The sequence below is a fragment of the Dermacoccus sp. BD5 genome, from assembly GCF_044878485.1.
GTDB classification, from domain to species: Bacteria; Actinomycetota; Actinomycetes; order Actinomycetales; family Dermatophilaceae; genus Dermacoccus; species Dermacoccus nishinomiyaensis.
Map to the genome: position 1 here is coordinate 1 of NZ_JANJER010000018.1, position 11,535 is coordinate 11,535.

Annotated in this window: 10 protein-coding genes; 2 read left to right on the forward strand and 8 right to left on the reverse strand. The window is 70.6% G+C overall.

Going from position 1 to position 11,535, the window contains the following annotated elements:
- Positions 1-212 precede the first annotated feature (212 nt).
- Both groL and groES read right to left on the reverse strand, forming a co-directional pair.
- A complete protein-coding gene (gene groL / locus NQ706_RS11900; protein WP_006944135.1) occupies positions 213-1,826 on the reverse strand; it encodes a chaperonin GroEL in 1,614 nt (537 codons plus the stop codon).
- Between the two features lie 145 nt (positions 1,827-1,971).
- Positions 1,972-2,265, reverse strand: a complete 294-nt coding sequence (gene groES, locus NQ706_RS11905) for a co-chaperone GroES (protein ID WP_006944132.1) — start codon at positions 2,263-2,265, stop codon at positions 1,972-1,974.
- 291 nt (positions 2,266-2,556) lie between these two features.
- On the opposite strand from groES, the gene NQ706_RS11910 reads away from it, so the two are divergent.
- Together NQ706_RS11910 and NQ706_RS11915 are read left to right on the forward strand one after the other, a co-directional pair.
- Positions 2,557-3,816: a THUMP-like domain-containing protein gene (locus tag NQ706_RS11910; protein WP_038569119.1), complete on the forward strand. Its 1,260-nt coding sequence runs from the start codon at positions 2,557-2,559 to the stop codon at positions 3,814-3,816.
- 314 nt (positions 3,817-4,130) lie between these two features.
- Positions 4,131-4,901 carry a hypothetical protein gene (locus NQ706_RS11915; protein WP_038569121.1) on the forward strand — a complete coding sequence of 257 codons (771 nt, stop codon included), beginning with the start codon at positions 4,131-4,133 and terminating at the stop codon, positions 4,899-4,901.
- 56 nt (positions 4,902-4,957) lie between these two features.
- Here the strand turns inward: NQ706_RS11915 and NQ706_RS11920 are convergent, their stop codons facing one another.
- From NQ706_RS11920 to alr, 6 genes are all read right to left on the reverse strand, one after another.
- Positions 4,958-6,802 (reverse strand): glycoside hydrolase family 3 protein, encoded by a 1,845-nt coding sequence (locus NQ706_RS11920; protein ID WP_051806084.1) that lies wholly within the window; start codon positions 6,800-6,802, stop codon positions 4,958-4,960.
- Positions 6,799-7,857 (reverse strand): tRNA (adenosine(37)-N6)-threonylcarbamoyltransferase complex transferase subunit TsaD, encoded by a 1,059-nt coding sequence (gene tsaD / locus NQ706_RS11925; protein ID WP_038569123.1) that lies wholly within the window; start codon positions 7,855-7,857, stop codon positions 6,799-6,801. The genes NQ706_RS11920 and tsaD overlap by 4 nt, the downstream gene beginning before the upstream one ends.
- Positions 7,854-8,525, reverse strand: a complete 672-nt coding sequence (rimI, locus tag NQ706_RS11930) for a ribosomal protein S18-alanine N-acetyltransferase (protein WP_038569126.1) — start codon at positions 8,523-8,525, stop codon at positions 7,854-7,856. The genes tsaD and rimI overlap by 4 nt, the downstream gene beginning before the upstream one ends.
- 50 nt (positions 8,526-8,575) lie before the next feature.
- Positions 8,576-9,316: a tRNA (adenosine(37)-N6)-threonylcarbamoyltransferase complex dimerization subunit type 1 TsaB gene (tsaB, locus tag NQ706_RS11935; RefSeq protein ID WP_038569129.1), complete on the reverse strand. Its 741-nt coding sequence runs from the start codon at positions 9,314-9,316 to the stop codon at positions 8,576-8,578.
- Between the two features lie 249 nt (positions 9,317-9,565).
- Positions 9,566-10,054, reverse strand: coding sequence for a tRNA (adenosine(37)-N6)-threonylcarbamoyltransferase complex ATPase subunit type 1 TsaE (gene tsaE, locus NQ706_RS11940; RefSeq protein WP_038569132.1), 489 nt, complete (start codon positions 10,052-10,054; stop codon positions 9,566-9,568).
- A complete protein-coding gene (gene alr, locus NQ706_RS11945; RefSeq protein ID WP_051806086.1) occupies positions 10,051-11,253 on the reverse strand; it encodes an alanine racemase in 1,203 nt (400 codons plus the stop codon). Before alr ends, tsaE begins: the two co-directional genes overlap by 4 nt.
- Positions 11,254-11,535: the final 282 nt, after the last annotated feature.

An 11,535-nucleotide genomic window follows, 5' to 3' on the forward strand; every position in this document is an offset into this window, starting at 1 on the left:
GGGGGGGGGGGGGGGGGGGGGGGGGGGGGGGGGGGGGGGGGGGGGGGGGGGGGGGGGGGGGGGGGGGGGGGGGGGGGGGGGGGGGGGGGGGGGGGGGGGGGGGGGGGGGGGGGGGGGGGGGGGGGGGGCGGGGCGGGGGGGGGGGGGGGGGGGGGGGGGGGGCCCCCCCCCCCCCCCCCCCCCCCCCGCCGGAAGACGAAGCGAGGGAAGGATCAGTGGCTGTGGCCGTGGCCGCCGGCGGCGGGGGCCTCTTCCTCTTCCTTCTTCTCGACGACGAGGGTGTCGGTCGTGAGCACCATCGAGGCGATGGAGGCGGCGTTGGTGAGCGCGGAGCGGGTCACCTTGACGGGGTCGATGATGCCGGCGTCGACGAGGTCGATGTACTCGCCGGTCGCGGCGTCGAGGCCCTGGCCGACGGGCAGTTCGCGCACCTTGGAGACGGCGACGTAGCCCTCGAGGCCGGCGTTCTCGGCGATCCAGCGCAGCGGCTCGGCGATGGCCTTGCCGACGAGTGTGGCACCCGTCGCCTCGTCACCCTCGAGCGAGAGGGAGTCGAGAGCGGACGACGCGTGGATGACGGCCGAACCACCACCTGCGACGATGCCCTCTTCGATGGCCGCACGCGTGGCCGCGATGGCGTCCTCGATGCGGTGCTTCTTCTCTTTCATCTCGACCTCGGTGTGCGCACCGACGGCGATGACGCAGACGCCGCCGGCGAGCTTGGCGAGGCGTTCCTGGAGCTTCTCGCGGTCCCAGTCGGAGTCGGTGCGCTCGATCTCGGACTTCAGCTCCTTGACGCGGCCCGCGACGTCATCAGCGGCGCCGGCGCCGTCGATGATCGTCGTGTTGTCCTTCGTCACCTGGATGCGGCGTGCCTGACCGAGCGAGTCGAGGTCGGCGTTCTCGAGCTTGAGCCCGACCTCCTCGGCGATGACCTGGCCACCGGTGAGGATCGCGATGTCCTGCAGCATCGCCTTGCGGCGGTCGCCGAAGCCGGGGGCCTTGACGGCGACGACGTTGAACGTGCCGCGGATCTTGTTGACGACGAGGGTGGAGAGGGCCTCGCCCTCGATGTCCTCGGCGATGATGAGCAGCGGCTTGCCGGACTGCACGACCTTCTCGAGGACGGGCAGCAGGTCGGCGATGGCCGAGATCTTGCCCTGGTTGATGAGGATGTAGGCGTCCTCGAGGACGGCCTCCATGCGCTCGGGGTCGGTGACGAAGTACGGCGAGAGGTACCCCTTGTCGAACTGCATGCCCTCGGTGTACTCGAGCTTCGTCTCGGCGGTCGAGGACTCCTCGACGGTGATGACGCCGTCCTTGCCGACCTTCGCGAACGCCTCACCGATGAGGCCACCGATCGTCGCGTCCTGAGCGGACAGCGAGGCGACCTTGGCGTAGTCGTCCTGACCGTCGACGGGGCGCGCGTTGGCGAGCAGCTGGTCGTTGATGGCCGTGACGGCCTTGTCGATGCCGCGCTTCAGGCCGGACGGAGCAGCGCCCGCAGCGACGTTGCGCAGGCCCTCCTTGACGAGCGCCTGGGCGAGAACCGTCGCGGTCGTCGTACCGTCACCGGCGACGTCGTTCGTCTTGGTGGCGACCTCCTTGGCGAGCTGCGCGCCGAGGTTCTCGTACGGGTCCTCGAGCTCGACCTCGCGGGCGATCGTCACACCGTCGTTCGTGATCGTGGGGGCGCCCCACGCCTTGTCGATGACGACGTTGCGGCCCTTGGGGCCGAGCGTCACCTTGACGGCGTTGGCGAGCGCGTCGACACCGCGCTCGAGGGACTTGCGGGCGTCGTCGTTGAATTCAAGCGTCTTGGCCATGGTTCAACCTTTCGTTCGAAGGCGCCGCGCGGCGCGTGACGCGCGCAGCGGAAGAGTGTGGAATGCGAGTGAGCGGAAAGGACGAGCCCGGCCCGGCCGTCAGACCTGAGCCGGGCTCGTCGTCACCTGCTGGCTCGACGGATCGTCAGGAGACGACCGCGAGCACGTCGCGAGCGGAGAGGATGAGGTACTCGGTACCGGCGAACTTGACCTCGGTGCCGCCGTACTTCGAGTAGATGACCTTGTCGCCGACGGCGACGTCGACCGGAACGCGGTTGCCGTGGTCGTCGATGCGACCGGGGCCGACGGCGATGACCTCGCCCTCCTGCGGCTTCTCCTTGGCGGTGTCCGGGATGACGAGGCCGGAGGCCGTGGTCTGCTCGGCCTCGACGGCCTTGACGACGATGCGGTCTTCGAGCGGCTTGATGTTGACCGACACGGTAGGACCTTCCCTTTCGCAGACCGCCCGATCTTCTCGGGCGGGACGGATGCTTTCGTTCCCTGGCCACACCACCCACCGGTGGCGGTGTGGCATGCATGTGGGCCGATATCGCCTCGCCGTCGCGGGGGTCGAGGGATGAGCTCACTGGCACTACCCAGGGGTGAGTGCTGGAACCGAATCTAGTAACGCCGTTGGCACTCGGTCAAGCCGAGTGCCAACTCGTTTCCGATGTTCGCCCACAGCGCATCGAGGGCTGCTCCGAGGGCCCCCGATGACACAATGGCGGCCATGGATGCGAGCGTCGTGCACGAGTTGTTCACCGACGACGGACGCGCGCTGCTCGCCTCGCTCCCGCCCTACGAGGAGAAGAACGTCGTCATGCTGACGACGCGGCTGCGCGCCGCAGGGCACTCCCCCGAACTCGTCGCCGCCGCGCTCACCCAGTCCCGGCTGCAGGCCAGGGCCGTCGACAAGTTCGGTGATGCGGCGGCGGCGATGTTCTTCACCCCCGACGCCCTCGAACAGGCCACGCGCGCACCCATCGCCCGTCTGCACGCGCAGCGGTTCCTCGACGCCGGGGCGAGCCTCGTCATCGACGGTGGCTGCGGAATCGGTTCCGACGCCGTCGGACTCGCGCGAGCCGGGCTCGACGTCATCGGCGTCGAAGCGGATCCGGAAACCGCGGCCCTGGCCGCCCAGAACCTCGCGTCGTTTCCCGGCAGTCGCGTCGTCACGGGGCGGGTCGAGGATGTCGCGGCTTCGCTCGACCAAGCCGGGGCCGCCTGGTGGTTCGACCCGGCACGCCGCACGCCCGGCGTCGCCGACATCCGCGGGCGCACGAAGCGCACGTTCTCCCTCGCGGCGCTGACGCCGACCTGGGATCTGATCCAGCACGTCGCGGCTGCCGCCCCCGCGGCAGGCGCCAAGCTCTCGCCGAGCCTGGCCCATCACGACGTACCGAGCGGTTGCGAGGTCGAGTTCGTCTCCTACGCCGGCGACGTCGTGGAGGCGAGCGTGTGGTGGGGCGCCGCCGTCCGTGACGTCGGCAGAACTGCGACGATCGTGCGCCCCCGACCGGGCGGCTCGAGGTCGTCCGGCGATCGCGTCCCGCCCGACGTCCTGCACGTCATCGAGGCCGACTTCAACGGCATCGACGCCGCGCCCGCAAGCCGCGCGTCACTCGGACCGTACTTCTACGAGGCCGACAAGGCGTTGACGCGCAGCGGCCTCGTCGGGGCGCTGCTCGACGCCACGGGCGGCCACGAGTTCACGCCCGGACACGGCTACGTCACGGCCGATGCGCTCGTCGACATCGGGCTGCTGGGGCGCGCCTACCGCGTGCTCGACTCCGTGCCGCTGCACGAGAAGACGCTGCGCGCCTACCTGCGCGAACGCGCCGTCGGGCGCCTCACGATCAAGAAACGGGACGTGGACGTCGACGCCGACGCGCTGCGCCGCTCGCTCAAGCTCAAGGGCTCGAACGCCCTGACGGTCGTGCTCGTGACGCTCGACGGCGAGCGCCTGGCACTCGTCGTCGAACCGCTGTGACGCTCGCCGCCCCGCTTCCCTGACGCCCCGCCCCATGACGCATCCGTGAGATCGAGCGATGTGGGCGAATTCGAGCCCCCCAGCGCTCGGACTCTCCCGTATCGCTCGATCTCGAGGATGGGGCGTGCGAACCGTGACCTGACCGAGATCCACGCCCCAGCTCGGACGCACTCGGGCCGTCGATACTGACGAACATGCAAACGTCCGAGGCGGGCGCCCTCTCCGAAGACTCGACGCCTGTGCCACCTGCTCCTGCCGAAACCACAGGCCGACGACCGTCCGCGCCCGGGCGCAGCGGCACGGCTACCTGGCTGATGAGCATCGCTCTCATCCTCTGGGCAGTGTGGGCCGTCAGCATCCTCGCCTCGCCGATGCGTTCCGGCAGTGTGGCCGACGCGGCCAGCGCCCTGCAGCGGCACGACGACGTGCACTGGCTCGTCGTGCAGCGCCCCTCCGACGACGGCCCGAGCGGTCACTTCACGCCGGGCCTCGCCGACCCCCTCTCCCAGGAATGGCAGGATTCGCGTTTCACGACCCCGCGCGAGAACGGTGGCGACGGCGCGGGCACGCTCTCGTCGACGCAGGAGCAGCAGATCGCCTGGAGCGACAGCTCGGGGCTGCACGTGACGCGCGACTTCAGCGTCACCGGCTGGCGCACCGCCGAGGACGGCTGGCCCGACCCCGCGTCCAGCCCGTCGGCCGCCCTCTACCGATCGCTCGCGGCCCAGGCTGCGTCGACGCGCGTCACGACGGTCCGCGCGCTCACGCCGCTGGGCACGATCAGCTACGCCGACGGCTCGGGCACCGTCGAGACCTACGGGGTCGTCATGCTGCTCAGCGTGCTGATCGCGCTGGGATCGCTGTACGCCCGCCAGCCCCGTTTCGGCACCCGTTGGAGCTGGTTCTGGATCTTCGGCTGCCCCATGGGCGTCGGCCTCGTGTGGTACCTGATGCGCGAGGGGTGGTTCGGCCGTTCCACGGCCCCTGCGCCCGATCAGCGACGTTCAGGCTTCGCCGGCTTCGCGGCGTTCGTCGGCATCAGCTGGGTGCTCGGTTCGCTCGTGCATGCTTGGCTGTTTCGCTGACGCCGTGTCAGCGGGCTCGCGCACGGGGCATGACGGTCCGCCGGAAGGCGGCACGCTCATCGACAGGCTGCAGAGCCCACCCCGTCCTTGCCGACGGCGACGGGCAGCGTCCCGCCGGCCTTGGCCTTGCCGGTCAGGACGTCCGCGAGCGCCGCGAACGTCGGCTGCGTCGAACCGTAGGCCGCGAGCCCGACGGTGTCGGAGCCGCGCAGAGCGAGCGGGTAGGGCGTGTCGAGGGCGATCTGCACGCCGCTGTCTCCGGCCTTGATCACTCCTGACGTGCCGGGCGACGTCGCCTCCGCTCCCCCGCCGGCGGACGATTCGCCGGCGTTGTACACGCCCCCTTCGAGCAGGTTCACCCGCGTGCCCTGCAGTCCGACGTCGACGCCACGGGCCTTCAGCTCCTTCGTCAGCGTCGCTCGATGTTCCGCCGTCCCCCCTTCGACCCGCACACGGCTCCCGACGAGGTCACGCCCGCAGCGCCCGCCGAGCTGGGTGATCGACGCCTTCGCGAGACGGCGCGCGTCGTCGTCATGGGAACCGCGCACCGACGCGTCGGGCGCACTGACGTGCTGGTGCCGCGTCGTCGCGACGATGCGCGCGGCGGATTTGATGAGCCGCTGGCGCGTCAGTGCTCCTGAGGCGACGGCCTTCTCGATCGCGCTCACCGACGCGCTCGCGTCGGCGGGCATGAGCACGACATCGGCTCCGGCCTCGAGCGCCGACACCGCTGCAGCGCCGCCGCGATCGAACTTCTTGACGATCGCGCCCATGTTCATGCCGTCGGTGACGATGAGCCCCTTGAACCCGAGCTTGTCGCGCAACTGGCCCGTGAGCACCTTCGGCGAGAGCGTGCTCGGCACGTTGGGGTCGACGTCCTTGACGACGATGTGCGCCGTCATGATGGCGGGCACGCCGGCCTTGCTCGCCGAGGCGAACGGCACCCAGTCGCGCTTCATGAGCTGCTCGACCGACTGAGCCTGGACGGCGTAGTCGACATGCGTGTCCGTCGTCACCGAGCCGTGGCCCGGAAAGTGTTTGATGACGGGCACGATGCCGGCCTGCTGGTAACCGGCGACCTGCGCGTTGACAGCTCGCGCGACGCGCTGCGGGTCGCTGCTCGGCGAGCGCACGCCGATCGTCGGGTCGCTCGGGCCGACAGTGACGTCCGCGTCGGGCGCGAAGTTCATCGTCACGCCGAGCGAACGCAGCTCCTGGCCTTCGTCCTTGGCGAGCTGCGTCGCGAGCGCCGCATCGTCGGCGGCGCCGTAGGCCATCGCACCCGGCAGCGGGGTGACGCCGGAGGTGATGCGGGTGACCGGACCGCCCTCCTGATCGATGCCGATGACGGCCGGCCACGACCGTCCGCTCTCCTTGACGGCGCCCTGCACCGCTTTCGTGACGGCCGGCAAGCCCGCTGACTCGTCCGTGGGGTTGCTCGGCACGTTGTCGCCCATGATGATGACCCCGCCGAGGCCATTGCGACGCACTGCATCGGCGGCCGCCTGCGGGCTCGTGCCCTGGTAGTACCCGACGATGACCTGCCCGGCGAGCTGCTTCGTCGTCAGCTTCGAGACGTCACCCGTAGCGGCGTCGAGCTCTGCCTGTGTCGGCAGGCCTGTGTCGGCCTGGGTGCGATTTCCGTCAGCCGGCGCCGATGCGCCGGCCGAACCGGACGCCTTCGACGATGCCGACGATCCGGACGATGACGCGGGCTTGCCGTCGTCCGACGAACTGCACGAGGCGAGCGTCATCGACAACGTTGCGGCGGCGACGACCGTCAGGCGGACGCGGCGTCGGCGGGGCGCGAGTCGGGCCTGGTCGGCGGCGAGAGCGACGCCCGCGGGGGCGACGTCAGGCGTGCCGGTAACAGGGGTGGTTGCGGGGGTGCGCGGGGTCATCCCATCACCTGTCCGATCGGCATGGAGGAGTCGGCGGGCACGGCGAGCGTCGACGGTGCGATGCCCTTCGCGACGAGGTGCGCGCCGAGCGTCGCGACCATCGCGCCGTTGTCGGTGCACAGGCTCAGTTTCGGCACGCGGATCGAGATGCCCGCCGACGTGCAACGCTGCTCGAGCACCGTGCGAAGCCGCGAGTTGGCCGAGACGCCCCCGCCGACCATGAGGTTGTCGCACTCGTAGTCGCGGCAAGCCATGACGGCCTTCTTCGTGATGACGTCGACGACGGCCTCCTGGAAGGACGCGGCGACATCGGCGACCGGAACCTCTTCCCCGGCAGCCTGTTTCGTCGCGACCCAGCGGGTGACGGACGTCTTGAGGCCGCTGAACGAGAAGTCGTACCGGTGCTTCTCGAGGTCCTTCTTCGTCGACAACCCACGCGGGAACGGGATGGCCTTCGGGTCGCCGTCCTTGGCCGCCTCGTCGATCGCCGGGCCGCCCGGGTAGGGCAGGCCGAGTACGCGCGCTACCTTGTCGAACGCCTCGCCGCACGCGTCGTCGATCGTGTTGCCGAGGCTGCGCACGTCCGTCGCGATGTCGGGCACGTAGAGCAGGTTCGTGTGGCCGCCGGAGACGAGCAGCCCCATCGTCGGTTCCGGCAGCGGGCCGTGCTCGAGCATGTCGACGGCGACGTGCGCCGCGAGGTGGTTGACGCCGTAGAGCGGCTTGTCGAGGGCGATCGACAGGGCCTTCGCTGCCGCGACACCGACCATGAGCGCACCGGCGAGACCTGGGCCGACGGTGACGGCGATCGCGTCGACGTCGGTGAGCTTGACGCCCGCCGTGTCGCAGGCGCGACTCAGCGACGGGATCAGCGCCTCGAGGTGCGCGCGGCTCGCGATCTCGGGCACGACGCCACCGAAGCGGGCGTGCAGATCCATCGAACTCGCAACCTCGTTGGCGAGCAGCGTCGTGCCGCGCACGAGGCCGATGCCTGTCTCGTCGCACGAACTCTCGATGCCGAGGACGAGGGGTTCGCGGGTGGCGGTGAGGCTCATCGGGTCTCCTTCAGGAGCTTGCGCAGGATGACGGCGTCGACGTCACCGGGTTGGTAGTAGCGGCGGCGCACGGTGAGGCGATCGAACCCGGCGCGTTCGTAGAGACGCAGCGCAGGGTCGTTGTCGGCGCGCACCTCGAGCAGCAGGGCTTCGGCGCCCGCGTGCGTGGCGGCTGTGACGAGGTGATCGAGCAGCCGACGCCCCAGCCCTGTGCCGCGCGCCTCGGGGGTGACGGCGATCGTCATGACGTCGGCAGTGCTGCCGGCCACGTCGAGCCCGGCGTAGCCGAGGATGTGTTCTGGGTGACCATTCGCCGAGACGTGAGGTGCGCCGTCGGTTCGCGGCATCGACGGTGCGCTTGGCTCGCGATCATCGGCGTCGTCCGGCGAGGCCTCTGGGGCGTGCGCCGTGCCGTCAGCCACGACGCGCTGCTGCGGCACAGCAGCGCCCACTGCGACGACGTACTGACGGCGCGGGCGTGCGGCGAACTCGTCCCACCACGTGCGTTCGCGCCACGCGTCGTGCTCGAACAGCTGCGCATCGAGGGCCGCGAGGGTCTCGATGTCGCGCCAGGTGGCGGGGCGCAGGGCGACGTCAGCACTCGCCGTCGCCGCGGCAGGCTGCGCAGCGGGCTCTGGTGACGGGGTGTGATCCGTGAGGCGGGCCACTGACGAATCACTCGATGGAATAGCCGACAAACCCTGCGGTGCAACGCTGTTCATCGACCAAGAACGCGCGCGATGGGTGCCGCAGCAGCGGGCACGGCGTCAGGGCGGCGCAGGTAGAGAGGTTCGGTGTCGAGCAGGCGCTCCCCCGCCATGACGCGTTCGTGCGCGACGATCGCGAGGTCGGCGGCGTCGACGTCGAGCAGCACCTCAGCCTCGCCTGCTCCCGTCAGGGCCGCGTCGCCGGACGTGTCGACAGCACCGGCCGCGGCTGCCCGCGTCGCGTCATGGAGAACGTCGGCGTAGAGCCTCGCACCGCGACCGACGGCGGGAATGTCACCGAGCTGTTCGGCGACCGCGGCGGCCTTGTCGACGGCCGGGTCGCCCGAGACGATCGGCCCACCGTCGAGGTCGTAATGCGCCCAGTAGATCTCCTTGCGGCGCGCGTCCGTCGCGACGAGCAGCGGACCGCGCATCCCGAGCGTCTGCGCACGATGCGCGAGGGCGTCGAGGGAGCACACGCCACCGATGGGCAGGTCGAGGGCGTACGCGAACGTCATCGCCGTCATGATGCCGACGCGCAATCCGGTGAACGGCCCCGGCCCCACGCCGACGGCGACGCGTGACAGGTCCCCGGGCGCCACGTCGGTTTCCGCGAACATCGCCTCGATCGCGGGTGCCAGGATCTCGGTGTGACGCCGCGCGTCGATCGTCGAGGTGCGGGCGACGACGTCACGCCCGTCGTGAAGGGCTGCCGTGACGGCGGAGGTGGACGTATCGATCGCGAGAAGCACCTATCCAGCTTATCGGCGGGACGCAACTCGCCTGACGAAGCTGCCGGCCGGCTGGGCGCGGAGGGCTCGCGTCGAGCAGCTCCGGGCGAGGTACCGGCCGACGCGGAACGCACACGTTGCCCGAGGCTGCGGCTGCGGCGCGGTCACGACCGCTGCACGAGAAATGTGCATCTGCAGGACGAATGTGCGTGACATTCCTCGTGCAGATGCACATTTCTCGTGCAGCGACGCAGGTGCTGGCTGCGATGCTCAGTCGGCGACGAGCCCCAGAGCCGCGACGAGGTCGATGTCCGCCCAGCGCGGCCCGGCCGTCTCGACGGTGACGGTGCGGTCGTCGAGCCCGGTCAACGTGAGGTGCAACCGGTCCTCGGACAGCCCCTCGGCCATCCCGGCGCCCCATTCGACGACGGTGACGGCGTCGTCGACGGACGTGTCGAGGTCGAGGTCGTCGAGTTCACCGAACCCGCCGAGTCGGTAGGCGTCGACGTGGACGAGGGCCGGCCCGTCACCCAGCGACGGGTGCTCACGCGCGATGACGAACGTCGGGCTCGTGACATCACCCCGCACGTTCAGTGCCGCACCGAGGCCGCGCGTCATCGTCGTCTTGCCTGCTCCGAGATCGCCCGTCATGACGACGACGTCCCCCGCGCGCAGCACACCCGCGAGCGCCGCACCGAACGCGGTCGTCGCGTCGGCGTCAGGCAGGTGCTTGCTGCCGCGAATCACCAGGTCATTCACAGTCCGAGCTCCTTCGCCAGGCTTCCCGTATAGACGCGCGGCAGCCGCGTGCTCATGCGCGTGACGATCTCGTAGCTGATCGTGCCGGCGGCGTCAGCCCAGTCCTGGGCGCTCGGGCCCTGGGTGCCGTCGGACGCGCGCCCGAACAGCACGACCTCATCGCCGGCCGCGACGGCGGCGTCCCCGGCGTCGGTGACGATCTGGTCCATGCAGACGCGGCCGGCAATAGTGGTGCGCGCGCCCGCCACCAGGAGCGGGCCGACGTTCGACGCGGCGCGCGGCACGCCGTCTGCGTACCCGACGGGGATGTCGGCGAGCGTCGTCTCACGCGGCGTCGTGTACGTGTGGCCGTAACTCACGCCCTGCCCGGCCGGTACGCGCTTCGTCACCGTGACGTTCGCGGTGATCGACATCGCGGGGCGCAGCGTCAGCTCCTCGCTCGTCGCGAGGTCGGGTGCGGGCGAGAGCCCGTAGAGCGCGAGCCCGGGGCGGACGAGGTCGAAGCGCGCCTCGGGCAGGAAGAACGTCGCCGGCGAGTTCGACATGTGCCGCACCTCGAGTTCGAACCCGGCACTTTCACAGTCGGTTGCGGCGGACGTGAACCGTTCGATCTGGGCGGTGTTCTCGGGGTGGCCGGGTTCGTCCGCGCGCACGAAGTGCGTCATCAATCCGACGACCTCGACATCACCCGTTGCCTGAGCAGCCTTCGCAGCCTCGACGAGGCGCGGCCAGTCGTCCCCATAGGCGCCGTTGCGGGCGAGGCCCGTGTCGACCTTGAGGTGCACGCGCGCCCGACGCCCGACGCGGCGCGCCGCGGCAGCGATCCCGTCGAGTTCCCCGACGGACGGCGCCCCGAGATCGATGCGCGCCTCGATGGCATCGGCGAACGGTGAGCCGGGAGCGTGCAGCCACGACAGCACCGGAACATCGAGGTCTCCGGCGCCCTCGGCGGCCGCGCGACGAAGCGTCATCGCCTCAGCCAACTGCGCGACACCGAGCCACGTCGCGCCCCCGCTGACGGCGGCGCGGGCGCTCGGCACGAGACCGTGACCGTACGCGTCGCCCTTGACGACACCGAGAACGGAGGCGCCCTCGGCGCGACGCGTCATCTCGTTGGCGTTGTCGGCGATGGCATCGAGATCGACGACGACGCGCGCCGGCGCGTTGCCGAGCAGTGCTGGGGCGGCTGAGTGAGTCATGATGCGCCCATATTCTCACCCACCCCGCCCGCACTCAGCACCCCGATCCCGCCCCAACGGCGATTCCCGTCCAAATCGGCGATTTTCGTCCACATCGAACAGACGTTGCCATGCCAGGTTCGAGGTGCGCCTGCAGCCGCCGTCACCACATGAATGTGGACAAGAATCGCCGATGGGGACGGGAATCGCGAAGGGGGACGCCGTTCGCCAATGGGCACAGGAATCGCGGATGTGGACGAAACTTGCAGAGGCGGACGCCGTTCGCAGGGCGGACGCGGTGGT